We start from the raw sequence: 25,737 nt of genomic DNA, 5'->3' as shown, positions 1-25,737 counted from the left end.
TCCGAGCGCTCAGGCGCTGACTTCGTTGCGCCGGCGCAAGGCGGCGGCGATGACCATGACCAGGACCGACAGGCCGATCAGCAACGTCGAGGCGACGGCGATCACCGGGGTCAGGTCCTGGCGCAAGGTGGTCCACATCTTCACGGGCAGGGTCTGCAGGGTGGGGCTGGCCATCATCACGCTGAGCACCACCTCGTCCCAGGAGACCAGGAAGGCGAACAGGCCGCCGGCGATCATTCCCGGGCGGATCGCCGGGAAGGTCACCTTGAAGACTGCCTGCAAGCGCGAGGCGCCACAGATCACCGCGGCATCCTCGATCGACTGGTCGAACAGCTTCAGCGAGTTGATGATCGAGATGATGGTGAACGGCAGGGCGACGATCACGTGGCTGACCACGAAGGAAAACAGCGTGCCGGTATAGCCGAGCTCGAGGAACAGGGCATACACCGCCACGGCGATGATCACCAGCGGCACGATCATCGGCAGGGTGAACAGGCCATAGAGCAACTCGCGGCCCGGGAAGCGCCCGCGCACCAGGGCGAAGGCCGTAGGCAGGCCCAGCAGCACGGCGCACAGGGTGGTGAGCACGGCGACCTTGAGGCTGGCCAGGGCGGCGTCCATCCACTCGGGGTTGGAGAAGAACTGTTCGTACCATTTGAAGGTCCAGCCCGGGGGTGGGAATACCAGCCACTGGGACGAGCCGAACGACAGCAGCACGATGAACAGGATCGGCAGCAGCAGGAAGGCCGCAATCACCCCGGTGGTCAGGTACAGGCCGGTGCGCAGCGGTCGGCCCATGGCGTTGGGAGTCAGGAGCATGGCGTTTACCTCGCGTTGCCGACCGGGGATTCCGGCTGCAGCTTCAGGTAGAAGTAGAAAAGCACCAGGGTGATCAGTACCAGCAACGCAGCGGCGGCGCTGGCCAGGCCCCAGTTGAGGAACGACTGCACCTGCTGGACGATGAATTCGGGCAGCATCATGTTCTGCGCACCGCCCAGCAGGGCGGGCGTCACGTAGTAACCGAGTGACATGACGAACACCATCAGCGCACCGGAGAACAGCCCCGAGCGGCACAGCGGGATGAACACCTTCCAGAAATTGGTCCAGGGGTTCGCGCCGCAGATGGAGCCGGCTTGCAGCACCATCGGGTCGATAGCCTGCATGGTCGCCTGCAGGGGCAGGACGATGAACGGGATCATGATGTAGCTCATGCCGATCACCACGCCGGTGAGGTTGTGCACCATCTCCAGCGGCGAATCGATGATGCCGAGCGCCATCAACACCTTGTTGATCACCCCCGAGGCCTGCAGCAGCACCAGCCAGGAGTAGGTGCGGGCCAGCAGGCTGGTCCACATCGACAACAGCACGATGTTCAGCAACCAGCGGCCCCAGCCTCGTGGCACCAGGGTGATCGCCCAGGCCAGTGGAAAGCCCAGCAGCACGCTGATCATGGTCACCAGGCCGGCCACGGAAAAGGTGTTGAGCAATACCCGCGTATAGGCCGAGTTGGCGAACAGCTGCTCGTAGTTGCCCAGCCCCGGTACCGGCTCCAGCACGCCGCGCAGCAACAGGCCGATCAACGACGCGAAGAAGAACAGGCCAAGGAACACCAGGGCCGGCAGCAGGTTGCGGCTGCCGCGCCAGCGTTGGCTCAAGGTCGGGCGGCGCACGGCCGCCCCCGGCGTGCCGGTGCCGCTGGGCGCACCTTGCGCGTTGTGCAGGGCATTGATGGCGACTTTCATTTGACCAGCCACTCATTCCAGCGGGCCGCGATGGCCTGGCCGTTCTTCGCCCAGTAGGCGAAGTCGAGGGTCACCTGGTCCTGGGCGTAGGCAGTCGGCAGGTTCGGGGCGAGCTCGGGCTTGAGCTGGGCGATACTGTCGAGGTTGACCGGGGCGTAGGCGGTCAGGTTGGCGAAGTCGGCCTGGCCCTTGGCGCTGCTGGCATTGGCCAGGAACTTCATGGCCGCGTCCTTGTTCTTGGCGCCCTTGGGGATGACCAGGAAATCGGCCATGACCAGGTTCTGCTTCCAGCTCACACCCACGGGGGCGCCATCCTGCTGCAGGGCGTAGACCCGGCCGTTCCAGAACTGGCCGAGGGAGGCTTCGCCGGAGGCCAGCAACTGCTGGGACTGGGCGCCACCGCCCCACCAGACGATGTCCTTCTTGATGGTGTCGAGCTTCTTGAACGCGCGGTCCAGGTCCAGGGGGTAGAGCTTGTCCGCCGGTACGCCGTCGGCCAGCAGGGCCAGCTCCAGCACGCCGGGGCTTGGCCATTTGTACAGGGCGCGCTTGCCGGGGTAGGTCTTGGTGTCGAACAGGGCCGACCAGTCCATTGGCTTGTTGGCGCCGAGCTTGCCTTCGTTGTAGCCGAGCACGAAGGAGAAGAAGAACGAGCCGACGCCATGGTCGGAAACGAATCGCGGGTCGATGCGCTCGCGCTGGATCGTGGTGAAGTCCAACGGCTCAAGCAAGCCTTCGCTGGCGGCGCGCAGGGCGAAATCGGCTTCGACATCGACCACGTCCCACTGCACGTTGCCGCTCTCGACCATGGCTTTGAGCTTGCCGTAGTCGGTGGGGCCGTCCTGTACGACCTTGATCTTGGTGCTGTCGCTGAAGGGTTCGGCCCATGCCTGTTTCTGGGCGTCCTGGGTGGTGCCGCCCCAGCTGACGAAATTCAGGCTGTCGGCGGCCAGGGTGGCTTGGCAGGCCAGGGACAGCAGGCTGGCGGACAGCACAGCGGTGACTCGTTTGCTTAACAGCATGGTTAACGCCCTCAATTGCTTTTGTTATTTGAGCGGGCTTCCTGTCGCCCGCCATGTCTTCGGGGAGCAGCTTTCCAACGATGTCGCGTGGCCGTTCTTATGCGTGCAGGTGCGGCCAAAAATTCAAGGTCTACGGGATATCATATTATGGTATTCCAAACTTTTAGCAAGGGGCTGTGGGCGACCGGCCATCACTAAAACCCAAAGATCTGGGGCCGCTATGCGGCCCTTTCGCGGCACAAGGCCGCTCCTACAGGGGCTGCGCCATCCGTGCGGCGCCGTACCGGTAGGAGCGGCCTTGTGCCGCGAAAGGGCTGCGTAGCAGCCCCAAATTGTCAATTGAACTCGGCAGGCTCGAACGGAATGCTCTGCACCACCTCCAGCTCATATCCGGCAAGCCCCGCGTACTTCAGCGGCGGGCCCAGGTGGCGCAGCTTGCCCACGCCCAGGTCCTGGAGAATCTGCGCGCCGGTGCCGACCTCCGAGTACACTTTCGACTGGCCTCTCTGGTAAGGCCGGGTCGGCTGGGTCAGGTGCGGCACGCGTTCGAGCAAGGCCTGGGAGGATTCATGGTTGGCCAGGATCACCACCACGCCCGCGCCTTCGGCGGCGATCTTCTGCAGTGCCGCCCACAACGTCCAATTGGCGGGGCCCGCATATTCGGCGCCGACCAGGTCGCGCAGCGGGTCGATCACGTGCACCCGCACCAACGTCGGCTGGTCGCGGCGGATGTCGCCCATCACCATGGCCATGTGTACGCCGCCCTCGATGCGGTCTTCGTAGGTCACCAGGCGGAAGGTGCCATGCACGGTGGGCAGTTCGCGCTCGCCGATGCGCTTGATGGTCTGCTCGGTGCTCAGGCGATAGTGGATCAGGTCGGCGATGGTGCCGATCTTGATGCCGTGGTGTTCGGCGAACAGCTCCAGGTCCGGGCGCCGGGCCATGGTGCCGTCGTCGTTGAGCACCTCGACGATCACCGAGGCGGGGGCAAAGCCGGCCAGGCGGGCCAGGTCGCAACCGGCCTCGGTGTGCCCGGCACGGGTCAGTACGCCGCCTTCGCGGGCGCGCAGCGGGAAGATATGGCCTGGCTGTACCAGGTCTTCGGGGCGGGCGTCAGGGGCCATGGCTGCCGCCACGGTGCGGGCGCGGTCGGCGGCAGAGATGCCGGTGGTGACGCCTGTGGCGGCCTCGATGGACACGGTGAAGGCGGTGCTGAACATGCTGCCGTTGGCCGGCACCATCTGTTCAAGGCCCAGGCGCTGGCAGTGCTCGTCGGTCAGGGTCAGGCAGATCAGCCCGCGCGCTTGCCGGGCCATGAAGTTGATGGCCTGGGCGTCACAGCGCTCGGCGGCGATCAGCAAGTCGCCCTCGTTTTCACGGTCCTCGTCGTCCACCAGCAGGACCATCTTGCCCTGGCGGTAGTCCTCGAGGAGTTCTTCGATGCTGTTGAAAGCCATGCTGCACACTCGCTGTGGTAGGGTGGTTTTTATGGTATACCATCATACACAAATAACCTTTTCAGGAGAGCACTGGATGAAGGCTTACTGGATCGCCCATGTCGACGTCACCGACCCCGAGCAGTACCAGCAGTACACCCAACGCGCCCCGGCGGCCTTCGCCGCGTTTGGCGGCCGCCTGCTGGCCCGTGGCGGGCGCAGCGAGGCGATGGAGGGCAGGCCTACCCCACAGCGTAGCGTGGTGATCGAGTTCGACTCGTACGAGCAGGCGTTGGCGTGCTACCGGTCCGAGGCGTACCAGGAGGCATGCGGGTATCGGCAAGGTGTGGCGAGGGCCGAGGTGATCATTGTCGAGGGCGTCGGGCCTTGAGAATGCCATGGGGCCGGGATCGGTCCTTTCGCGACGCAAGGTCGCTCGCCGCACAGAAAGACCCGTGCAACGGCCTTCCAGTCGATGTATCCTTCATTTGATGTTTTTTTATCACCAAATGAGGTGAGCATGATCGAGACGACCAAGAAGGCACCTGCCCGGCGTGCGCGTTACGCCACGATCGAAGGCGGGCGCAAGGCAGCGCTCGAGGTCCGCGAGGCGGACGGCGTGTTCTGGGGCTATTCCCAGGCCCACGATCAGTTGACCGAGGCCCAGCGTCTGGTACAGATCCGCGACGGTTTGCCGGCCAAGCTTTATCAGGAGGTCAAGCGCCTGTTCAGCCTGCCGGAAAAACAGCTGGCGGCGCTGTTCAACGCGTCGATCTCGACCCTCGAGCGCCGTGTGCGCGACAACCAGCCGCTCGATGCCGTGGCCTCCGAACGCCTGGACCGCATCGCCGAAATCACCCATCAGGCGGTGGCGGTCTTCGAAGGCGAAGCGCCGGCCGTGGCGTGGATGTCCCGGCCCAACGATGCCCTAGGCGGTATGGCCCCGGTGATGCTGTGCGAGACCGAGATCGGTGCCAAGCAGGTACGCCGGGCGCTGGTGGCCCTGGAATGGGGTGGCGTCGTCTGATGCTGGCCTGGCGCGTCGCCAAGGCTTCCCGGGCAGATGACCTCAGTGGCAGGGGCGCGGCGATCGTGGGTGGGCGCTGGAACCAGATCGACGTGCCGGCGCTGTACATGGGCTTGTCGCCGGCGATCTGTACGTTGGAGACCTTCGTCCATGCGGCCGGGCGCCCCCAGTTTCCCCTCAAGATCACCTGTTTCGAGTTGCCCGACGATCCGGCGCTGTACCTGGAACCTGCCGCCGATCAACTGCCTGCCGGCTGGGATGCGCTGCCGGCCGACAACCCCAGCATGCTGTTCGGCACACGTTGGCTCGAAGCGCGCAGCCATCTGGGGCTCATCGTGCCTTCGGTGGTGCTGCAACTGGAGCGCAACCTGGTGGTCAATCCGCTGCACCCGGCGGTACGCGAGGTCCGTGTGCGCGAGGTGTTCGATTTCGCCTATGACGAGCGAATGTTCAAGGCGCGTGCAGGCTGATGGGCAATCACCGAATGAAATGCACCTTGCCGGTATCGTCGTTGCCCATGTAGATGCCGTATACCCCGGCCTGGCGCTCGAGGATGTAGCGCTCGAGGATCTGGCGGATGGCGGGGTAGTAGATCTCGTCCCAGGGGATTTCGTCAGGCTCGAAGAAGCGATAGGCGAGGGTCTCCGGACCGTACTGGCCGGTCTCTTCCGTGGCGATGGCGCGGAAGATGATGTACACCTCGCTGATCTTGGGCACGCTGAAGATCGAATAGGGCGAGACGATCTCGCCGCGTACGCCGCTTTCTTCCCAGACCTCGCGCAAGGCGGCCTGTTCGGTGGTTTCGCCGGCCTCCATGAAGCCGGCCGGCAAGGTCCAGGTGCCGGGGCGAGGGGGGATGGCGCGCTGGCACAGCAGGTACTTGCCATCGCGCTCGATGATGCAGCCGGCGATGATCTTGGGGTTGATGTAGTGGACATAGCCACACCCGGCGCAATGCAGACGCTCGTGGGTGTCGCCGCTGGGAACGCCCCGGGCGAGCTCCGTTGTGCAGTGCGGGCAATAGCGCGGGGCGGGTGGCATGGTCAGCGGCCTATGCGGGGGTCTTTGAGGGGCAGGGGTTCGACGATGTCGCGGACCTTGGCGTTGTCTTCCTGCTTCTGACGCAGGTAGTCCAGGGCCACCTTGGCAGCGGCGCGTACATGGTCGACCGAGGCCTGGTGCGCACGCTGCGGGTCGCCGCTCTTGATCGCCTCGACGATCTTTTCCATTTCCTGGTTGCTCGCGCCGCGACGGTTTTCCTGGGACACCGAGGTGGCGCGCAGGTAGCTGATACGGGCCTGCAACTGGCGCAGCTGCTGGGCGGCGACCTGGTTGCCGGAGCCTTCCAGAAGGACGTCGTAGAACCCTTGAACAGATTCCAGCACCTGTTGCAGCTCGCCTTCCTCCAAGGCTTCGCGATTGACTTCCAGGGCACGTTCCAGCGCACGGATGTCCTTGGCCTTGGCATTGAGGGTGAACAGCTGGACGATCAGCCCTTCGAGCACGCAGCGCAGCTCATAGATGTCGCGGGCGTCTTCCAGGGTGATGATCGCCACCCGTGGACCCTTGGCGTCGGCGAACTCCACCAGGCCTTCGGATTCGAGGTGGCGCAGGGCTTCGCGGACCGAGGTGCGGCTGACCCCGAGGCGGTCGCAGAGGTCGCGCTCGACCAGGCGATCGCCGGGCAGCAGGTGGAAGTTCATGATCGCCCCGCGCAGTTTGTCGAGCACGATTTCGCGCAGGGTAACGGGGTTGCGGTTGACCTTGAAGCTGTCGTCGAGGGGCTGGCGTTTCATCGAGTGCGCTCTGAATGAGGCTGCCCGGCCGCGACCTGGAAGCGCCACGAACCCTGGGCGCTCTCCTTGCGTGGTTCGAACAGCCCGCTGTTAACGGGTTGACTCCGCATCGGCTTCGGCGAACGCCTCGCGGGCCAGGCGGAAGCTGTCCACCGCCGCGGGTACGCCGCAATAAATGCCGACCTGGAGCAGGATCTCGCGAATCTGTTCACGGCTCAGGCCATTTCGCAAGGCGCCGCGGATGTGCAGCTTGAGCTCGTGGGGCCGGTTGAGCGCGGAAATCATGGCCAAGTTTATCATGCTGCGCTCTTTGAGCGACAAGCCATCGCGGCCCCAGACATGGCCCCAGCAATATTCGGTGACCAGCTCCTGCAAGGGCCTGGTGAAGTCATCGGCGTTCTGGATCGAACGATTGACATAGTCCTCACCCAGCACCTGGGTGCGGATCTGCAGGCCTTTTTCGTATTTCTCGTTGCTCATGTGCCGTGCTCCTGCGTGGAAAAAGGGGCCGCAACCGAAGGTGAGGGGGTATGCGCGGCCCCGGAAACTTGGGGCTGCCGTGCAGTCCATCGCGGGACAAGCCCACACAGGGATTGCGCCGAACCTGTGGGAGCGGGCTTGCCCCGCGATGGGGCGCGCGGCGTACCCGATCAACCCAGCGTTGGCAGCGCGCCGAGCTTCCCTTTGTGATACACCATCGGCGTCACCGGCTCGGCTGGCAGGATCAGGTTTTTCACCTGGCCGACGATGATCGCATGGTCGCCACCGTCGTACTCGCGCCACAGCTCGCACTCGATGATCGCCGTGGCCTTGGCCAGCAGCGGGTTGCCCAGTTCGCTCAGGTGCCAGTCGATGCCCTTGGCCTTGTCTCTGCCTTTACCGGCGAAGGCATAGGCTTCGGCGGTCTGGTCGGCGGACAACAAGTGGATGGCGAACTGCTTGCTGTCGCGCAGGACCGGGTAGGTATCGGAGGCGTAGTTGGGGCAGAACAGCACCAGCGCCGGGTCGATCGACAGTGCGCTGAAGGCACTGGCGGTGATGCCGACGATGGCGCCGTCGGCGTCCAGGGTGGTGACCACCGTGACGCCGGACGGGAAGGAGCCCATCACGTCTTTGTAGATGCCTGGTTCGATCATCTTCGTGCCCTCGGTCAACGCATCACGAACGGGTCGGGCATCGGCGCGGTGGAGAGGTTGATCCACACCGTCTTCAGCTCGGTATAGGCGAGCACCGAGTCGATGCCGCTTTCGCGGCCGTAGCCGCTATTCTTGAAGCCACCGATCGGAGCCATGGCCGACACCGCGCGGTAGGTATTGACCCAGATGATGCCCGAACGCACGTCGCGGGCCAGGCGATGGGCACGGCCCAGGTCGCGGGTCCAGATACCGGCGGCGAGGCCGAACTGCGAGTCGTTGGCGATGGCCAGGGCCTCTTGCTCGGTCTTGAAGCGGATGACCGCCGCCACCGGGCCGAACACTTCCTCCTGCATGATCTTCATCGAATTGCTGTCGCACTCGAACAGGGTCGGCTCATAGAACCAGCCATCGCCCTCGACCTCGGCGCGCTTGCCGCCCAGGTGCAGCTTGGCGCCCTCGGCCTTGGCCGCGGCGACCAGGCCTTCGACCACGGCTAGCTGTTGGGCGGTCGCCATCGGGCCCATTTCGCTGGCGTCGTCCTGTGGGTTGCCGATGCGAATGCGCTTGGCACGCTCCACCAGGCGCGCGACGAATTCGTCGAAGATCTCGTCCTGCACCAGCAGGCGCGAACCGGCCACGCAGCTTTGCCCGGAAGCAGCATAGATGCCGGCGACGGCGCCGTTGATGGCGCTGTCCAGGTCGGCGTCGGCGAAGATGATATTCGGCGACTTGCCACCCAGTTCCAGCGACAGCTTGGCGAAGTTCTCGGCGCTGCTGCGCACCACGTGGCGGGCGGTCGCGGCGCCACCGGTGAAGGCGATCTTGCGCACCAGCGGGTGGCGGGTCAGCGCGGCACCGGTGCTTGGGCCGAAGCCGGTGACCACGTTGACCACGCCCGCCGGGAAGCCGGCTTCATGGGCCAGGCGGGCCAGCTCCAGGATGGTCGCCGAGGCATGCTCGGATGGCTTGAGGACGATGGTGTTACCGGCGGCCAGCGCCGGGGCAAGCTTGATCGCGGTCAGGTACAGCGGGCTGTTCCACGGGATGATCCCGGCTACCACACCGATAGGTTCGTGCACGGTGTAGGCGAACAGGTCTGGCTTGTCCAGGGGCAGGGTGCCGCCTTCGAGCTTGTCGGCAAGGCCTGCGGTGTAATGGAAGAACTCGGGCAGGTAGCCGACCTGGCCGCGGGTTTCGCGGATCAGCTTGCCGTTGTCACGGCTTTCCAGCTGGGCCAGGTGCTCCTTGTTCTCGGCGATCAGATCGCCCAGGCGGCGCAGCAGCTTGCCTCGCGCAGTGGCGGTCAGGGCACGCCAGGCCGGGTTTTCGAAGGCACGCTGGGCGGCCTGCACGGCCCGCTCGACATCGGCTTCATCGGCATCGGGCAGTTGCGCCCAAGGGCGCGCGGTCGCTGGGTCGAGGCTGTCGAAGGTCTTGGCGCTCTGCGCATCGCACCATTGGCCGTCGATGCACATCTGGAAACGTACGAGGGTCATGCCACTATCCCCTTGGCGGATTCGGTGAACGTGCGGGCTTGCTTGAGGAAGTCCAGCAGCATCTTGTTGACTTCGCGCGGCGCCTCCACCGGCATCATGTGCCGTTGCTCGGCCAGTACCACGCTGCGTGCGCCTGGAATGCGCGCCGCCAGTTGGCGGGCCATGTCCGGGGTCGAGCCCAGGTCGTGCTCGCCGGTGGCGATCAGCGCCGGTACCTGAATGCTGCCCAGGTCCTCGGCGCGGTACATGTCCTGGGTGGCGAACAATTTATAGGTGGTCAGGTAGCCCTGCGGGTCGTTGCCGGCCAGGGTCTGACGAATGGCCGCGACCTGGGCCGGGTTGGCTGCCTGGTATTCGCGGCTGAACCAACGCGCCAGCGCCGCTTCGGCATTGGCGTCGGGGCCGTGCTCGGCGGCCTGGGCGGCACGGGCGATGACACCGGCGCTCTGCTCGGGGCTGCGGTTGAACACGCTGTTGAGCACCACCAGCGCCGACAGGCGTGCAGGGTAGTGCAGGGCGAAGGCGCGGGCGACCAGGCCACCCATGGAGAAGCCGATGACCGTGGCCTGCGCAATCTGCAGGTGGTCGAGCAGTTCGGCCAGCTGCGCGGCGTAACCGGCAAGGTCGGTATCGGCGGCCGGTCGTGGGCTCTGGCCGTGGCCGAGCATGTCGTAGGCAATGACGCGATAGTCGCTGGACAGGCCGACGAACTGCCCGCCCCACATTTCCTTGTTAAGGCCCACGCCGTGGATCAGCACCACGGGCTGGCCTTGGCCGAGGCTCAGGTAGCTGGTCCCGGCGGGTGTACGTTCAGCAACAGGCTGAATCATGGAGGGCGCTCCTCGAAGGTCGGGCGTGGCGGCAATGCTTGCGCGCAACGCCCCGGCCCGTCTGGTTGTTGTTATTGAGCGTTGGCCTTCTCGGCGGCCAGTTCTTCCAGGTCGATGTAGCGGTTGCCGATGCGCGGGTGCAGGCGGCCGCCGTCGGCCGCGCCCAGGACCACGACGATCTCGTCGGCACGCGGTGCGTCTTCGATCTGCATTTCCAGGGTGATGTAGTGCGAACGCAGGCCTTCGTCGTCTTTCTGCATCATCGGGATCTGGATCGAGGTGCCCGGGCCGCCGCGCTTGTTGGTGAAGCTCAGGTAGCTCTTGGCCTGGACAGCTTCGCGGTAGTGGTTGCCGAAGCGCAGGGTGTGGATGACGGCCGAGGCGTGCTCGATCTCACCGTCGGCACCGACCACGGCCGCCTTGCCATAGGCTTCGATCTTGTCGGCACCACCGATCGCCGCGCACAGGCGCTCGACCATCAGCGCACCGAGGTCGGAGCAGTTGGCGCGGATTTCCGGCTTGAGGTCCTCGACGAAACCGCGACCGGCCCATGGGTTCTTGATCACCACGGCCAGGCCGACCATGGTCACCGGCTTGTCGGTGGCCTTGCCGCCTTCGATGCGGGTCTCTTCGGAGTAGGTGACGATCTTGCGGATTTCGAAACTCATGGAGGGCTCCTGGTGAGGGTTATCAGCTCTTGTTGTCTGATGGTATACCATAATACTGGTAGTGCAAGAGGCTGCCTGAAATTTATCTGGCGGGGCGGATGAAAGGCGGGTTGGAGGTGGGATTTGCTGCGCCTGGAAAATCGAGCGCAGCCCGCGCGGTGCATCGCGAGCAGCGCCCCAACTAACAGAACTCAGGCGAACGCCGGCACCACTTCCTTGATGAACAGCTCCAGCGACTTCTTCTTCTCGGCATGGGGCAGGCTGTTGTCGCACCAGAAGCTGAATTCGTCGACGCCCAGTTCCTGGTAGTACTTGATGCGCGCGATGATCTGCTCGGGCGTACCGATCATGGTGTTCTTGCGGATGTTCTCCAGCTCGAACGCTGGTACCTCGGCGAACTTCGACTCCGGGCTGGGTTCCAGGAAGCCGTTGACCGGGGTGGTCTTGTTGCCGAACCAGGCGTCGAAGGTGCGGTAGAAGCGCAAGATGGCCTGGGCGCCGATCTTCCAGCCCTCGGGCTCGTCCGGGCTGTGCACGTGAGTGTGGCGCAGCACCATCAGTTGCGGGCGAGGCACCTCGGGGTTGTTGTCCAGCGCTGCCTGGAACTTGTTCTTCAGGTCCAGCACTTCCTCGTCACCCTTCATCAGCGGGGTGACCATGACATTGCAGCCATGCTTGACGGCGAAGTTGTGCGAGTCCGGGTCGCGGGCCGCGATCCACATCGGTGGCATGCCTTTCTGCACTGGCTTGGGCACGCTGGTGGAGGTGGGGAACGTGTAGACCTCACCTTCGTGGGCGTAGTCGCCTTGCCACAGCTTGCGTACCGCCGGGACCATCTCGCGCAGGGCCTTGCCGCCGTCAGTGGCGGGCATGCCGTTGGCCATGCGGTCGAACTCGAACTGGTAGGCGCCCCGGGCCAGGCCCACTTCCATGCGCCCGTTGCTGATCACATCGAGCAGGGCGCATTCGCCGGCCACGCGGATCGGGTTCCAGAACGGCGCGATGATGGTGCCGGCGCCCAAGCGGATGGTCTCGGTGCGCGCGGCCAGGTAGGCCAGCAGCGGCATGGGGCTGGGCGAGATGGTGTATTCCATGGCGTGGTGTTCGCCGATCCACACGGTGCTGAAACCGCCGCGCTCGGCCATCAGGGTCAGTTCGGTCAGGTCTTCGAACAGCTGACGGTGGCTGACCTGTTCATCCCAACGTTCCATGTGCACGAACAGCGAAAATTTCATGGGGGTTTTCCTCGGAGCTTGTTGTTATCGCCTGCAGGGGGCAGGCGGTCAGATCTGATGCACGACAAGCGGGCAATCCCGCTGGTGATTCAGGCGAAGGCTGGCAGGCTGGCCATCTTGCCGCGGCAATACACCATTGGCCGTGGTGCTTCCTCGGGCACGATCAGGTTATGCACCTTGCCGACCATGATGGCGTGGTCGCCGCCTTCGTATTCACGCCACAGCTCGCACTCGATGATCGCGGTGGCGTTGGCCAGCAGCGGGTTGCCCAGCTCGCTCAGCGACCACTCGATGCCGGCGGCCTTGTCCTTGCCTTTCTTGGCGAAGGCGTAGGCTTCGGCTTGCTGTTCACCGGAAAGCAGGTGGATGGCGAAGCGCTTCTGCTTGATCAGCACGGGGTAGGAGTCGGAGCTGTAGTTGGGGCAGAACAGCACCAGCGGCGGGTCCATGGACAGGGACGAGAAGGCACTGGCAGTGAGGCCGACGATCGAGCCGTCGTCGTCCAGGGTGGTGATGACCGTGACGCCGGACGGGAAGGAGCCCAGGACGTTCTTGTAGACGGTTGCGTCGATCATGGCGTGTTCCTCGGGTAGGGCAGCGGTGGTCCGCATTTTTATCGTTGATGTGTCTGATGGTATACCGTAATACCTCGATTGCAAGCAGATTTTTTTCTGCGGGCTCATAGGCGATAAACGGTCAAAGCCCCGTATTCAGTGGGTTTGTCAGCCAGACGGACACTTCGCGGCGGGGCGTGAGGCAGATCAGATGCGCTGAAAAAGGGCGGCGCAGTGTTGTCAAAAACTTGGAATACCATAATATGGTGCACAGCTGAGAGGCCGCCTCGAGCGGTTTCCTACAAAGATAAAAAACGACCTTTCGAGCTGAAAACCATGTCCCAACCGTCGTCGCAACACCAGTTTGTCGAAAATCACACGGTCGATTACGTTCCACCTGCCGAGCGCCATGGGAAGGCGCGCGACCTGTTCACCCTCTGGTTCAGCACCAACATCGCGCCGCTGCCTATCGTCACCGGAGCCATGGTGGTCCAGGTGTTCCACCTGAACCTGGTGTGGGGATTGGTCGCCATCGTGCTGGGGCATCTGCTGGGCGGCGTGGTCATCGCCCTGGCCTCTGCGCAGGGGCCGCAACTGGGCATCCCGCAGATGGTGCAGAGCCGCGGGCAGTTCGGGCGTTACGGCGCCTTGCTGATCGTATTCTTTACCGCGTTGATCTATGTCGGGTTCTTCATTTCCAACATCGTGCTGGCGGGCAAGTCGATCCATGGCATCGCTCCCAGCGTGCCGATGCCCACGGCAATCGTCATCGGCGCCCTGAGCGCCACGGCCATCGGCGTGATTGGCTACCGCTTCATCCATACCCTCAACCGCATCGGCACCTGGGTGATGGGTTCGGCGCTGTTGGCAGGGTTTGTCATGATGTTCAGCCAGGCGCTGCCGACGGACTTCTTCAGCCGCGGTGCGTTCAACCTGTCCGGCTTCGTCGCCACCGTGTCGTTGGGGGTGATCTGGCAGATCAGCTTCTCGCCCTATACCTCCGACTATTCGCGCTACTTGCCGCGTGAAGTGGGCATCGCCAAGCCGTTCTGGGCCACCTATTTCGGCGCCACCCTGGGGACCATCCTGTGCTTCACCTTCGGGGCAGTGGCGGTGCTGTGCGTGCCGGAGGGCACTGACGCCATGGCGGCGGTGGAGCAGGCGACGGGCTGGCTGGGGCCGGTGTTGATGGTGCTGTTCCTGTGCAACATCATCAGCCACAACGCGCTCAACCTGTACGGTGCGGTGCTGTCGATCGTCACCGCCATCCAGACCTTCGCGGCCCAGTGGACGCCAAGCGTCAAGGTGCGGGTGGTGCTGGCCACGGTGATCCTGGCGGCGTGCGGGCTGGTGGCGCTCAACGCCTCGGCCGACTTCATCGGCCAGTTCATCGGGCTGATCCTGGCGCTGCTGCTGGTGCTGGTGCCCTGGGCGTCGATCAACCTGATCGACTTCTACCTGATCAAGAAGGGCGCGTACGACATTGCCTCGATCTTTCGCGCCGATGGCGGCATCTATGGGCGTTTCAACCACCACGCGATCATTGCCTATGCCTGCGGCATCCTGGTGCAGTTGCCGTTCGCCAACACGTCGTTGTATGTCGGGCCGTATTCGAACCTGGTGGAAGGGGCGGACCTGTCGTGGCTGTTCGGACTGTTGGTGACCTGCCCGCTGTATTACTGCCTGGCGACCCGCAGCCGCAAGCCGGTTGGAGTGGCGCGGGCGGTGAGTGTGAATGACTGATACGGGTAGCGTGGCATAGAGGGCTGCCTTGCAGCCCAATCGCGGGGCAAGCCCGCTCCCACAGGGGCTTGCAACCTTCGATGCATAAGTATGGTTCAGCCCCTGTGGGAGATACCCCAGCCTTTCGGGCTGCAGAGGACAAGCGGCTGGCGCTGATCCTGTGGGAGCGGGCTTGCCCCGCGATTGGGCCGCATCGCGGCCCCACCGGCTCAGAGCTTGAACTGAGCCACCATCGCGTTCAGGTCCACTGCCAACCGTGACAGGTCCTGCGCTGCGGCACTGGTCTGGTTGGCCCCCGCCGACGTCTGCATGGCCAGGTCGCGAATATTGACCAGGTTGCGGTCCACCTCGCGGGCCACCTGGGCTTGCTCTTCCGAAGCGCTGGCGATCACCAGGTTGCGTTGGTTGATCGAGGCGATGGCCTCGGCGATCACTTCCAATGCCTGGCCGGCCGACTGGGCCACCTCCAGCGTACCGTTGGCGCGGCCCTGGCTGGTGTGCATGGCGCTCACCGCTCGCTCCGTGCCGGACTGGATGCCGCTGATCATCTGCTCGATTTCCGCCGTGGACTGCTGAGTACGGTGGGCGAGGGCGCGCACTTCATCGGCCACCACGGCGAACCCGCGGCCGGCCTCGCCGGCACGGGCCGCTTCGATGGCCGCGTTGAGTGCCAGCAGGTTGGTCTGCCCGGCGATGGCACCGATCACATCCAGCACCCGGCTGATCTCGTTGGCGTTGCTGGCCAGTTGTTCGATTTCTTCGGAGGTCCCGGTTACGTCGTTGACCAGATGCTGGATAGACGCCAGCGCCTGGTTGACCTGGTCACGGCCGTCGCGGGTGGTCTGGTCGGCGCCCTTGGACGCATCGGCGGTGCTCACCGCGTTGTTGGCCACTTCTTCGACGGCAGCGGTCATCTGGTTGACTGCCGTGGCGGCTTGGTCGATCTCGGCGCTTTGCTGGTGCAGGCCGCGGCTGGTGTCCTCGGTGACCGTGTGCAGTTCCTCGGAGGCCGATGCCAGCTGGTCGGAGGAGGCGGCAATCTTGCGCAGGGTCTCGCGCAGGCTTTGTTGCATGCGGCCCAGGGCGCGCAGCAGCTGTGCCGGCTCGTCGCGGCCGACCACTTGGATATCGTGGGTCAGGTCGCCGGTGGCCACCCGTTCGGCGACCTGCACGGCGTCGGCCAGGGGCAGGACGATGCTGCGGGTGAGCAGGGTGGCGATGGCCGCCAGGGCGAGCAGGATCACCACCAGGGTGCCGATGATCAGCGCGAAGGCTTCGTCGGACGTGGTGCTGCTGCGCAAGGAGGACTGTTCGGCGTTATGGGCGTTGTATTGGATGAGCGCACCGAGCGCTTTCATCATGGTGTCGGCGTATTCGACCATGGGGCCATTGATCAGCCGACGCGCTTCGTCCATCTGCCCGGCGGCGACGTTGTCCCGAATGGACTGCTGCAGGCCATGGTAGCGCTCGCTCAGCTGCATGAAGGTGTTGAACAGGGCGCGATCTTCAGCGTCGACGATGGTGTCTTCGTACAGCTTCAGGTCTTTCTCGAGCTTCTGGTTGATCTCGATGATCCGGTCCAGGGAGACCTTGCGTGCGGCGGGTTGTTCTTCCAGGACGCTGCGCAAGGTGAACGCCCGAGCCCGACCCAGGCTGTTGCTGATGTCGCCCAGCGATATGATCGCGGGCATCCAGTTCAGGCGGATTTCGTCCGTGGCGCTGTCCATCTTGCGGGTTTCGTACAGTGCGATCAGGCCCATGGCCAGGACCAGAAAACCCAACAGGGCGAACACGCCGGCTGCCCGTATGCCGATTTTCAGATTCCGTAGTTGCATGTGAGATTTTCCTTGGCGGTAGCGGCATCACGAGCACGGACAAGACGGCACGGGTCGGGTATTTGCGCTCATGATGCGCTGAGAGTTGAAATTAAGTCCTTACCATCCTTATTGTTTTTAGCAGAATGATGACATATGGCCATTATTTATGGATAGGCGCTCAACGACGCTTTGGTGCCCCCAAACGACCTCGACGAAAGTCCTTGTGCCATTGAACAGGCCCTGTGCCAGGCGGGCAGGGCGACGCCTGGTCGACGCATGGCTTATGCTGATTATTCAGTTTGCCGAAGGAGCCTGTCATGACGTGGTCCGCCACCCAGTATTCGTTGTTCGAAGACGAGCGCACCCGCGCTGTGCGCGACCTGCTGGCCGCAGTGCCGCCACGCCCGGTGCGTCACGCCACCGACCTTGGGTGCGGCCCGGGCAACTCCACCGAAGTGCTGCGTGGCCAACACCCCGATGCCATGGTGGTGGCCCTGGACAGCGATCCGGACATGATCGACAAAGCGCGTCAGCGGCGGCGCCTGTGCGTACCCCAGGTGCGCTGCGAAATCGGTGACATCGCCAGCTGGACGGCCAGCGAGCCGCAGGACCTGGTCCTGGCCAACGCTTCGCTGCAATGGGTCCCCGACCACGGCACTTTGTACCCACATCTGGTGCGGCAATTGACCGAGGGCGGCAGCCTGGCCGTGCAAACACCGGACAACATCGATGAACCGGCCCATCGGCAATTGCGCGAGATCGCCAGCCAAGGGCCATGGGCGGGCAAGTTCGCCGACTTTTCGCTGCCGCCACGGCACAATGCGGCGTTCTACTATGACCTGCTCAGCCCTCTGTGCACCCGGGTGGATGTGTGGCGCACGACCTACCATCACCCGATGGCCGGGGGGGCCGAAGCGGTCGTGGAATGGTTCAAGGGCTCGGCCCTGCGCCCGTACCTGGCACGGCTGGATGAACGGGAGCAGGCGGATTTCCTGCAGCTCTACCTGCAGGCGATGCAGCAGGGCTACCCGCCTGCCAGCGACGGCAAGGTGCTGTTGCCGTTCCCACGGTTGTTCGTGGTCGCTACCCGCTAGCGCGGCGCCAGCGCCAGGCCACGTAGCCATATACGGCCAGGTTCAGCAGCAGTACGAACATGCCCAGCAGGAGCTGGATTTGCGGCGTCAGCCCGGCGGGGTAGATCAACGGCCAGAGGTAGTGCTCGATGAAGCCGCCCTGGTAGCCGGCCTGGCCTGCGGCGGCACGCAGACGGTTTTCCCAGCCGGTCAACGGGCAGCCCAGGTGCAGGCATTCCACCGCCAGGCCCCAGGCCATGGCTGGCAGATGGATGAACAGGGCAGGGCGCCACTTGAGCACCAGCAGGCCGCCGAACAACACCAGCAGGATGAAGGCCAGGTGCAGGAGGACCAGGGCGTCGGCGGCGAGGCGGGGGAGCATGGTGTATACCCGCAGCAGGACGTTCATACCGAGCATAAACCAAGTCGGTCGGTGCAGGCCCAATCGCGGGACAAACCCGGCCCCACAGAGCAACGCATCTCGAGCGGTGGGCTCGCGCGCTCCTTAACTTTCGTCTTGCACCATCTGCAGGAAGGTCGCCACCACCCGCCGGGTGCGCTGTTCGCTCAGGCACACCAGGGTTTCGGTCAGGTGCCGTTGGCAATCGAGGATCGGCAATGCGCAGACCCGGGCATCTGCGCCGAACTCGGCGGCCGACACCACGCCCACGCCAATGCCTACCACCACCGCTTCCCGTGCGGCCTCGCGGCCTTCGACCTGGATCGCCGGGCGGATGCGCAGGCCGGCACGTTGCATTTCCTCCTCGAGCGTCTGGCGGGTCACCGAACCCGGTTCGCGCAGCACCAGCGGGGTATCGTCCAGGTCGGCGAGGGTGATCGAACTGCGGCTGGCCCACGGGTGGTGGCGCGAGACGAACGCCACCATCGGGTCGCGGCGCATGGGTACGCAGAACAGCCGCTCGTCATCGACATCGCGCCCGAGCAAGGCCAGGTCGGCCTGGTAGCTGAACAGGCGGGCCAGGGATTCGTCGGTGTTGCCCGTTTCGATCTTCACTTGGATACCTGGGTAGCGCTGGCAGAACCGGGCGATCTGCGGCAGTACGTGGACCGGGGCGTCCACGGCCAGCACCAGGCTGCCGGTATGCAGGGCGCGGGAGTCCTGCAGCAGCTCCACCGCCTCGGTTTCGCAGGCGAACAGCCGCTGGGTGACGCCCAGCAGGCGCTCGCCCAGGTCGGTCAGTTGCACCGAACGTTTATTGCGATGGAACAGCAGCACACCGAAACGTTCCTCGAGCTTGCGCACCTGGTCGGAGACTGCCGGCTGGGTGAGGAACAGTTTTTCCGCGGCACGGGTGAAGCTGCCTTGCTCGGCAACTGCGTGAAAGGCCTTGAGTTGAGCGTGGGAGACCGACATGACCACTCCGTAACAAGCTGAGCTTATGTGTGAAATACGATAAATCGATTTTATTTATCAGTCACCAGCTGGTTCCATGTTCGACAGCCCAGCGGCGTTGCCAAAAGCAACCACCGGGGGGCCATGGCACTTCCCCGGTCACGCCCGACCGCCGGTGCCATCTGACCAATGACGGTCCTACTCGTCATGCAGTGCGCAACACAACAACAAAACAGGCGTTTTTTCACATTCTGCCGGCACACTCGAGCAAGAGGTCAGAGTCAAATGAATCAATCCCTAGCGGCCATGAAGCGCTGGCGCGTCCAGATCTTCGCAATCACCTGGCTGGCATACGCTGCCTTCTATTTCACCCGCAAGGCCTTCTCGGTCGCCAAGCTCGGCATCGGCGAAGACCCCTCGTTCATGCTCGACAAGGCCGCCATGGCCAACCTCGATGCGATCTACCTGGCGGCCTACGCCGTGGGCCAGTTCACCTGGGGCATGCTTGCCGACCGCTTCGGCCCGCGCGTGGTGGTACTCGGCGGCCTGCTGATCTCTGCCGCCGCGGCAGTGGTGATGGGCAGCTACGCGACCTTCCCGATCTTCGCCACCTGCATGCTGGTCCAGGGCCTGGCCCAGTCCACCGGGTGGGCGGGGCTGTGCAAGAACATCGGCAGCTTCTTCCCGGCGGTGCAACGCGGGCGGGTGCTGGGCCTGTGGAGTTCGTGCTACGCCTTCGGTGGCCTGGTGGCTTCGCCGTTCGCCGGCTGGTGGGCCTATACCCTGGTCGGCACCTGGCACGCGGCGTTCTTCTCCAGCGCCGCAGTGGTGGCGGGCGTGGCGGTCTTGTTCTTCATCTTCCAGCGCAACAAGCCCGAGGATGTCGGCCTGCAGCCGGTGGAGCCCGAGCCGCAGAGCATGGCGCCGGGCTCGAACCTGTGCAGCGTCTGGGCGCCGTTGAAGGAGATCCTGCGCAACCGCACGGTGCTGACCCTGGGGCTTGCCTACTTCATGCTCAAGCCGGCGCGCTACGCCATTCTGCTGTGGGGCCCGGTGATCGTCTTCGAACACATGCCGTCGGTGGGCAAGGTGGGGGCCGCCATCATTCCGACTGCCTTCGAGCTGGCGGGCCTGCTCGGGCCGATCATCATCGGCGTTGCCTCCGACAAACTGTTCGGGGCACGGCGCATGCCCGCCTGTGTGATCAGCCTGGTGCTGCTGACCCTGGTGCTGGCGGGCTTCATGGGCGCCATGCACACCGGCAGCGTGGTCCTGGTCGTGGCCTTGCTGTTCGTGATGGGCCTGACCCTGTATGGGCCTGACTCGATGATCAGCGGCGCGGCCGCGATCGATTTCGGCACGGCCAAGGCCGGTGCCACCGCGGCAGGCTTCGTCAACGGTTGCGGCTCGGTGGGCGCGGTACTCGGCGGCCTGCTGCCTGGCTACTTCGACAGCGTCACGGTGTTCATCATCTTTGCCTGCACCGCGCTGTTCTCCGCCCTTGTGCTCCTGCCGCACTGGAACAGCCGCCCGGCCAGCCTGGTGGCGGCCAATGACGTGGCCCCGAACACTGCAATGGCGATCAAGCCCGCACGCACCTGAGGAATGCAATAGATGAGACCCTTCTGGCTGCAACAGGCCCTGGACATCGAAGGCGAGGCACCATGCCCACCACTGGCCGGTGACGCGCGCTGCGACGTGTGCATCGTCGGGGGCGGCTACACCGGCCTATGGACCGCCTTGATGATCAAGGAACAGGCACCCTCGCTGGATGTACTGCTGATCGAGGCGGATATCTGCGGTGCCGGGGCCAGCGGCCGGAATGGAGGGTGTGCATTGTCGTGGTCGGCCAAGTACTTCACCCTCGAGCGGCTGTTCGGGGCAGCCGAGGCGGTGCGTCTGGTGCGCGAGTCGGAGCGCAGCATCACTGCCATCGGTGCGTTCTGCGCGGCCAATGGCATCCAGTGCGACTACCGCCTGGACGGCACCTTGTATACCGCGACCAACCAGGCCCAGGTCGGCAGCACCGATGCGGTGATCGCCGCCCTGGAAAGCAAGGGAATCAATTCGTTCCAGCGCTTGCCGCTGGAACAGGTGCAACGCCTCGCTGGGTCCACCCGACACCTGGAAGGCTGGTATTCGCCCGCCGCTGCCACGGTGCAACCGGGCCGACTGGTGCGCGGCCTGCGGCGAGTGGCCTTGGCACGCGGGGTGCGCATCCATGAAGGCACGGCGATGACGGGCCTGGAGCATGGCGCACCGGTACAGGTGCGCACCCGCCAGGGGACCATTCGCGCCGACCGTGTGGTGCTGGGCCTCAACGCCTGGATGGCAAGGGCCTTCTCGCAGTTCGAGCGCAGCGTGGCGATCGTCTCCAGCGATATGGTGATCACCGAGCCGTGCCCGGAGTTGCTGCGTGAAATTGGCCTGGTCAGCGGTGTGAGCGTTCTCGATTCACGGATTTTCGTGCACTACTACCACAACACCAGCGACGGGCGGCTGATGCTCGGCAAAGGGGGCAACACCTTCGCCTATGGCGGGCGTATGTTGCCGGTGTTCGACCAACCATCGCCTTACCGACCACTGCTGCGCGAAAGCCTTGGCGCGTTTTTCCCGGCGCTGGCCGACGTGCCGCTGGCGGCCAGCTGGAACGGCCCGTCTGACCGCTCGGTGACCGGCCTGCCGTTCTTCGGCCGACTGGATGGGCAGGGCAACGTGTTCTATGGCTTTGGTTATTCCGGCAGCGGCGTGGGGCCGTGCCACATGGGTGGGCAGATTCTGTCGTCGCTGGCTCTGGGGCAGGACAACCCCTGGACTCGGTCACCGCTGGTCAAGGGCCCGCTGGGCCAGTTCCCGCCGGAGCCGATCCGCTATCTGGGGTCATTGATGGTGCGCAATGCCATCCGTCGCAAGGAGCGCGCCGAGGACCGCGGTGTACGTCCACGGCACCTGGACGTGCGCCTGGCGCGGTTCGCGGCGGCGGCGGGCAAGGCCGACAAAGCCTGATTTTTTGCCCCGATCGCGGGGCCTGTGTCGAGATTTCTTGTCGATCCCACCGGCGAGGGCGTATAAACTGCTCCCACTTTTTTGGCCGGTCGCTTCCTGAACCGGCCGCTGGAACAAAGAGAATCGACATGGGCGCACAGTGGAAAGCCAAGCATAAAGAAGCCGCAGCCAATGCCAAGGGCAAGATCATGGGCAAGCTGGCCAAGGAAATTCAGATCGCTGCCAAGTCCGGCGCCGACCCGGACATGAACCCGCGCCTGCGCCTGGCCGTGGAACAGGCCAAGAAGGCCTCGATGACCCGTGAAACCCTCGAGCGCGCCATCCGCAAGGGCGCAGGCCTGGACGGCGACTCGGTGCAATATCACGCAGTGACCTACGAAGGATTCGCCCCGCACCAGGTGCCGCTGATCGTCGAATGCCTGACCGACAACATCAATCGTACCGTCGCCGAGATCCGCGTGGCCTTCCGCAAGGGCCAGCTCGGTGCCAGCGGCTCGGTCGCCTGGGACTTCAACCATGTCGGCCTGATCGAGGCGACACCCAACGGCGATGCCGACCCGGAACTGGCCGCCATCGAGGCCGGTGCCCAGGACTTCGAGGAAGGCGAGGAAGAGGGGGCGACCCTGTTCATCACCGACACCACCGACCTGGACGCCGTGCAGAAGGCCCTGCCGGAGCACGGTTTCACGGTGATCTCGGCGAAGATCGGCTACACCCCGAAGAATCCGGTCAGCGCAGCCAGCCTGAGCGCCGAGGCCCTGGCCGAGGTCGAGGCCTTCCTCGAGGCCATCGACAACCATGACGACGTGCAGAACGTCTATGTCGGCCTGACGGACTGATCCAGGCCCCCAATCACGGGGCAAGCCCGTTCCCGCAGGCCTACTGCAGCCCTTGTGGGAGCGGGCTTGCCCCGCGATCGAGGGCGCAGCCCTCGCCGGATCCCTCATCGATGAACCCCACCTTCGCTGCCCTCAGCCTCGCGCACCTGCGCACCCTCGACTGCCTCCTGCAGTTGAAGAACCTCAGCCATGCCGCCGAACGCCTGGGCTGCAGCCAGTCGGCCTTGAGCCGGCAATTGGCCAACCTGCGCGACGCCTTCGACGATCCCTTGCTGGTACGCCAAGGCCGCGGCTACGTGCTCAGCGAACATGCCGAGTCGTTGGTCGAGCCCCTACGCCAGGTGCTGGAAGAATTGCAAGCCCTGCGCCAGCCGGCGGTCTTCGACCCGGCGCGCTGCGAGCGACGTTTCTGCCTGGCGGCCTCGGACTACGTGGCCGAGCACATGCTGCCATTGCTGGTCGCGGCCCTGGAGCGCGAAGCGCCCGGCGTCACCCTGGAGTACCGCACCTGGCAGGCGGGGCAGCACGCCTTGCTGGCCAGCGGCGAGATCGACCTGGCCACCACCTTGTTCGACGAGGCGCCGCCCAACCTGCATGGGCGCCTGCTGGGCGAGGACCGGGCGGTGTGCTTGATGCGCCAGGGTCACCCATTGACCGCCCATGCCAGCGTAAGCCAGGACGACTACCTGGCGTTCAAGCATGTGCGCATTTCAGGCGGTGGCGACAAGGACAGTTTCATCGACCGGCACCTGCGCGCCCAGGGCCTGCAGCGACGGATCGGCCTGCAGGTGCCGTTCTTCTGCGCTGCGGTGCAGGTGGTCGGCAATGGCCAGGCCCTGGCCACGGTGCCCGAGCACATTGCCCGTCAGCTGTGCCGCTTGCACTCGCTGGCCTGGCGGCCACTGGGTTTCATTGCCCATACCCAGCGCTACTGGGTGGTCTGGCACCAGCGGTTGCAGGCCTCGGCCGAGCACCGTTGGTTGCGCAATCGGGTGTTCGAGTTGTGGCGCCAGTCGCAGTTCGGTGTGCACGGCGGGCATGCGCCTTCGCCATAACAGCTATGCGCGAAGCGGGGTTCTTTGCGGAGGGAGAGGGCGCCTAGACTCTCGGTACGACGCAGGTCCAATCGCGGGACAAGCCCGCTCCTACAAACGAATCGCTGGCCCCATAGGTCGGCCGCCGGTTTTTTTGTAGGAGCGGGCTTGTCCCGCGATTGGGCCTGCACTGACCACCAAGATGCCCAGGAGCGCGCCCATGACCCCAGAAGACTTCCGCCAGTACGGCCACCAATTGATCGACTTGATCGCCGACTACCGCCAAGGCGTCGCCGAGCGACCGGTCATGGCCCAGGTCGAGCCTGGCTACCTCAAGGCCGCGTTGCCCGCGGCGGCTCCGCAACAGAGCGAGCCGTTCCAGGCGATCCTCGCCGATGTCGACAAGCTGCTGATGCCTGGACTGTCCCACTGGCAACATCCGGACTTCTACGGCTATTTCCCCTCCAACGGTACCTTATCGTCGGTGCTGGGCGATTTTCTCAGCACCGGCCTGGGCGTGCTGGGCCTGTCGTGGCAGTCCAGTCCGGCGTTGAGCGAGCTGGAGGAAACCACCCTCGATTGGCTACGCCAGCTGCTGGGGCTGTCCGCGCACTGGAGCGGGGTGATCCAGGACACCGCGTCCACCAGCACCTTGGTCGCGTTGATCTGTGCCCGTGAGCGGGCCACCGACTACGCGCTGGTGCGTGGCGGCTTGCAGGCCCAGGAGAAACCCCTGGTGGTCTATGTCAGTGCTCATGCCCACAGCTCGGTGGACAAGGCCGCGCTGCTGGCCGGCTTCGGTCGCCAGAACATCCGCCTGATCCCCACCGACGAACGTTTCGCCATGCGTCCGGAGGCGCTGCAGGCCGCTATCGAGGAAGACCTGGCCGTTGGTAACCAACCCTGTGCCGTCGTCGCCACGACCGGTACCACGGCCACCACCGCGCTCGACCCATTGGCCGCGATCGGTGCCATTACCCAGGCGCACCAGCTGTGGTTGCATGTCGATTCGGCCATGGCGGGCTCGGCGATGATCCTGCCTGAATGCCGTTGGATGTGGGAGGGCATCGAGCTGGCCGACTCGGTGGTGGTCAATGCCCACAAGTGGTTGGGCGTGGCCTTCGATTGCTCGATCTACTACGTGCGCGACCCCCAGCACCTGATTCGGGTGATGAGCACCAACCCCAGCTACCTGCAGTCGGCAGTGGACGGGGAGGTGAAGAACCTGCGTGATTGGGGTATCCCCTTGGGGCGTCGGTTCCGAGCCCTGAAGCTGTGGTTCATGCTGCGCAGTGAAGGTGTCGAGGCGCTGCAGGAACGTTTGCGCCGCGACCTGGACAACGCCCGCTGGCTGGCCGAGCAGGTCGAGGCCGCGCCCGAGTGGGAGCTGCTGGCGCCGGTGCAGTTGCAGACCCTGTGTATCCGCCACCGGCCAACGGGGCTGGAAGGTGAAGCCCTGGATGTGCATACCCGCGCCTGGGCGGATCGGCTCAATGGTTCCGGCAATGCCTATGTGACGCCGGCGAGCCTGGATGGACGCTGGATGGTGCGAATATCGGTGGGCGCGCTGCCGACCGAACGGGCTCATGTGGAACGGTTATGGGCGAATCTGCAGGATATCGTCAAGGCTTGAGTCCACACGCTCGCGTTGTGGCCTGATGGCGGGCATGAACATCAGGTTGGCCTTGTGATCGGGCTGTGCAGCGGCCCGATCACCTCGCAGCCATTTCCCGTGCGGCGACGACGTTATCTGCAACTGAAAGACGATGCTTCAACACACCTATTACTTCTGCCAGTTAGTACCAGTGCTGTCCTTGGCTACCATCCACATCGCTGGTTGAGAGGTTGAATGTAGCGGCTCAATGCAGGGAAGAACGGGCAGTTCGATGCCCGATGTAATTGTATGGACGAGTGAGAGGATATGTGATC

The 25,737-nt window shown here is 64.6% G+C and carries 26 protein-coding genes; 10 read left to right on the top strand and 16 right to left on the bottom strand.

Going from position 1 to position 25,737, the window contains the following annotated elements; all coding sequences use genetic code 11:
• Positions 1 to 9: 9 nt before the first annotated feature.
• The 4 genes from K8374_RS14250 to ribBA all read right to left on the bottom strand — a co-directional run bounded on the left by K8374_RS14250 (position 10) and on the right by ribBA (position 4,221).
• Positions 10 to 819, bottom strand: coding sequence for an ABC transporter permease (locus K8374_RS14250; protein WP_224456095.1), 810 nt, complete (start codon positions 817 to 819; stop codon positions 10 to 12).
• 5 nt (positions 820 to 824) lie between these two features.
• Positions 825 to 1,742 carry an ABC transporter permease gene (locus tag K8374_RS14245; RefSeq protein ID WP_224456094.1) on the bottom strand — a complete coding sequence of 306 codons (918 nt, stop codon included), beginning with the start codon at positions 1,740 to 1,742 and terminating at the stop codon, positions 825 to 827.
• Entirely contained in the window at positions 1,739 to 2,764 is a 1,026-nt protein-coding gene (locus tag K8374_RS14240) for a polyamine ABC transporter substrate-binding protein (RefSeq protein ID WP_224456093.1), read from the bottom strand. Before K8374_RS14240 ends, K8374_RS14245 begins: the two co-directional genes overlap by 4 nt.
• 335 nt (positions 2,765 to 3,099) lie before the next feature.
• Entirely contained in the window at positions 3,100 to 4,221 is a 1,122-nt protein-coding gene (gene ribBA, locus K8374_RS14235) for a bifunctional 3,4-dihydroxy-2-butanone-4-phosphate synthase/GTP cyclohydrolase II (protein ID WP_224456092.1), read from the bottom strand.
• A gap of 76 nt (positions 4,222 to 4,297) precedes the next feature.
• Here ribBA and K8374_RS14230 point away from each other — a divergent pair, with 76 nt between their 5' ends.
• The 3 genes from K8374_RS14230 (at position 4,298) to K8374_RS14220 (ending at position 5,697) form a co-directional block, all read left to right on the top strand.
• Positions 4,298 to 4,591, top strand: a complete 294-nt coding sequence (locus K8374_RS14230; protein ID WP_224456091.1) for a DUF1330 domain-containing protein — start codon at positions 4,298 to 4,300, stop codon at positions 4,589 to 4,591.
• A gap of 129 nt (positions 4,592 to 4,720) precedes the next feature.
• Positions 4,721 to 5,227, top strand: coding sequence for an antitoxin Xre/MbcA/ParS toxin-binding domain-containing protein (locus K8374_RS14225; protein ID WP_224456090.1), 507 nt, complete (start codon positions 4,721 to 4,723; stop codon positions 5,225 to 5,227).
• Positions 5,209 to 5,697, top strand: coding sequence for an RES family NAD+ phosphorylase (locus K8374_RS14220; protein ID WP_318010849.1), 489 nt, complete (start codon positions 5,209 to 5,211; stop codon positions 5,695 to 5,697). Before K8374_RS14225 ends, K8374_RS14220 begins: the two co-directional genes overlap by 19 nt.
• Before the next feature lie 7 nt (positions 5,698 to 5,704).
• Here K8374_RS14220 and K8374_RS14215 read toward each other — a convergent pair whose 3' ends face one another.
• The 9 genes from K8374_RS14215 to K8374_RS14175 all read right to left on the bottom strand — a co-directional run bounded on the left by K8374_RS14215 (position 5,705) and on the right by K8374_RS14175 (position 12,963).
• On the bottom strand, positions 5,705 to 6,268 hold the full coding sequence (locus K8374_RS14215; protein ID WP_224456089.1) for an NUDIX hydrolase: 564 nt from the start codon (positions 6,266 to 6,268) through the stop codon (positions 5,705 to 5,707).
• 2 nt (positions 6,269 to 6,270) lie between these two features.
• Positions 6,271 to 7,023, bottom strand: a complete 753-nt coding sequence (locus K8374_RS14210) for a GntR family transcriptional regulator (RefSeq protein ID WP_224456088.1) — start codon at positions 7,021 to 7,023, stop codon at positions 6,271 to 6,273.
• A 90-nt stretch (positions 7,024 to 7,113) separates the two neighbouring features.
• Positions 7,114 to 7,503, bottom strand: a complete 390-nt coding sequence (locus K8374_RS14205) for a carboxymuconolactone decarboxylase family protein (protein WP_224456087.1) — start codon at positions 7,501 to 7,503, stop codon at positions 7,114 to 7,116.
• A 170-nt stretch (positions 7,504 to 7,673) separates the two neighbouring features.
• Positions 7,674 to 8,159, bottom strand: coding sequence for a flavin reductase family protein (locus tag K8374_RS14200; protein WP_224456086.1), 486 nt, complete (start codon positions 8,157 to 8,159; stop codon positions 7,674 to 7,676).
• A gap of 14 nt (positions 8,160 to 8,173) precedes the next feature.
• Positions 8,174 to 9,655 carry an aldehyde dehydrogenase gene (locus K8374_RS14195; RefSeq protein ID WP_224456085.1) on the bottom strand — a complete coding sequence of 494 codons (1,482 nt, stop codon included), beginning with the start codon at positions 9,653 to 9,655 and terminating at the stop codon, positions 8,174 to 8,176.
• Positions 9,652 to 10,485 carry an alpha/beta fold hydrolase gene (locus tag K8374_RS14190; RefSeq protein ID WP_224456084.1) on the bottom strand — a complete coding sequence of 278 codons (834 nt, stop codon included), beginning with the start codon at positions 10,483 to 10,485 and terminating at the stop codon, positions 9,652 to 9,654. The genes K8374_RS14195 and K8374_RS14190 overlap by 4 nt, the downstream gene beginning before the upstream one ends.
• Before the next feature lie 71 nt (positions 10,486 to 10,556).
• Positions 10,557 to 11,153: an amino acid synthesis family protein gene (locus K8374_RS14185; protein ID WP_084853534.1), complete on the bottom strand. Its 597-nt coding sequence runs from the start codon at positions 11,151 to 11,153 to the stop codon at positions 10,557 to 10,559.
• A 191-nt stretch (positions 11,154 to 11,344) separates the two neighbouring features.
• The gene (locus tag K8374_RS14180) at positions 11,345 to 12,388 is read right to left on the bottom strand and encodes an LLM class flavin-dependent oxidoreductase (RefSeq protein ID WP_224456083.1); all 1,044 of its coding nucleotides are present in this window, start codon (positions 12,386 to 12,388) and stop codon (positions 11,345 to 11,347) included.
• 89 nt (positions 12,389 to 12,477) lie between these two features.
• Positions 12,478 to 12,963: a flavin reductase family protein gene (locus K8374_RS14175; RefSeq protein ID WP_196143078.1), complete on the bottom strand. Its 486-nt coding sequence runs from the start codon at positions 12,961 to 12,963 to the stop codon at positions 12,478 to 12,480.
• A gap of 315 nt (positions 12,964 to 13,278) precedes the next feature.
• Between K8374_RS14175 and K8374_RS14170 the strand changes: the two genes are divergently transcribed.
• Complete coding sequence (locus K8374_RS14170; protein ID WP_224456082.1) at positions 13,279 to 14,685, top strand: purine-cytosine permease family protein; 1,407 nt, start codon at positions 13,279 to 13,281, stop codon at positions 14,683 to 14,685.
• Positions 14,686 to 14,894: 209 nt separating this feature from the next.
• On the opposite strand, the gene K8374_RS14165 is transcribed toward K8374_RS14170, so the two are convergent.
• Positions 14,895 to 16,520 carry a methyl-accepting chemotaxis protein gene (locus tag K8374_RS14165; protein WP_224456081.1) on the bottom strand — a complete coding sequence of 542 codons (1,626 nt, stop codon included), beginning with the start codon at positions 16,518 to 16,520 and terminating at the stop codon, positions 14,895 to 14,897.
• Between the two features lie 299 nt (positions 16,521 to 16,819).
• On the opposite strand from K8374_RS14165, the gene tam reads away from it, so the two are divergent.
• Complete coding sequence (gene tam, locus K8374_RS14160) at positions 16,820 to 17,596, top strand: trans-aconitate 2-methyltransferase (RefSeq protein ID WP_224456080.1); 777 nt, start codon at positions 16,820 to 16,822, stop codon at positions 17,594 to 17,596.
• Here the strand turns inward: tam and K8374_RS14155 are convergent.
• Together K8374_RS14155 and K8374_RS14150 are read right to left on the bottom strand one after the other, a co-directional pair.
• Positions 17,586 to 17,957: a DUF2784 domain-containing protein gene (locus tag K8374_RS14155; protein ID WP_224456079.1), complete on the bottom strand. Its 372-nt coding sequence runs from the start codon at positions 17,955 to 17,957 to the stop codon at positions 17,586 to 17,588. The two genes, tam and K8374_RS14155, sit on opposite strands and share 11 nt — an antisense overlap.
• A gap of 123 nt (positions 17,958 to 18,080) precedes the next feature.
• Positions 18,081 to 18,950, bottom strand: a complete 870-nt coding sequence (locus K8374_RS14150; protein WP_224456078.1) for a LysR substrate-binding domain-containing protein — start codon at positions 18,948 to 18,950, stop codon at positions 18,081 to 18,083.
• A 264-nt stretch (positions 18,951 to 19,214) separates the two neighbouring features.
• Here K8374_RS14150 and K8374_RS14145 point away from each other — a divergent pair, with 264 nt between their 5' ends.
• The 5 genes from K8374_RS14145 (at position 19,215) to K8374_RS14125 (ending at position 25,441) form a co-directional block, all read left to right on the top strand.
• Positions 19,215 to 20,531 carry an MFS transporter gene (locus K8374_RS14145; RefSeq protein ID WP_224456077.1) on the top strand — a complete coding sequence of 439 codons (1,317 nt, stop codon included), beginning with the start codon at positions 19,215 to 19,217 and terminating at the stop codon, positions 20,529 to 20,531.
• Between the two features lie 12 nt (positions 20,532 to 20,543).
• Complete coding sequence (locus K8374_RS14140; RefSeq protein WP_224456076.1) at positions 20,544 to 21,935, top strand: FAD-dependent oxidoreductase; 1,392 nt, start codon at positions 20,544 to 20,546, stop codon at positions 21,933 to 21,935.
• Positions 21,936 to 22,063: 128 nt separating this feature from the next.
• Entirely contained in the window at positions 22,064 to 22,774 is a 711-nt protein-coding gene (locus K8374_RS14135; RefSeq protein WP_224456075.1) for a YebC/PmpR family DNA-binding transcriptional regulator, read from the top strand.
• A 110-nt stretch (positions 22,775 to 22,884) separates the two neighbouring features.
• Entirely contained in the window at positions 22,885 to 23,829 is a 945-nt protein-coding gene (locus K8374_RS14130; protein ID WP_224456074.1) for a LysR family transcriptional regulator, read from the top strand.
• Between the two features lie 199 nt (positions 23,830 to 24,028).
• The gene (locus K8374_RS14125) at positions 24,029 to 25,441 is read left to right on the top strand and encodes a DOPA decarboxylase (protein ID WP_224456073.1); all 1,413 of its coding nucleotides are present in this window, start codon (positions 24,029 to 24,031) and stop codon (positions 25,439 to 25,441) included.
• Positions 25,442 to 25,737: the final 296 nt, after the last annotated feature.

This window comes from Pseudomonas sp. p1(2021b) (genome assembly GCF_020151015.1).
GTDB classification, from domain to species: domain Bacteria; phylum Pseudomonadota; class Gammaproteobacteria; order Pseudomonadales; family Pseudomonadaceae; genus Aquipseudomonas; species Aquipseudomonas putida_K.
Note: the sequence above shows the minus strand (reverse complement) of the source record. Positions and strands in the feature narration are given on the sequence as shown.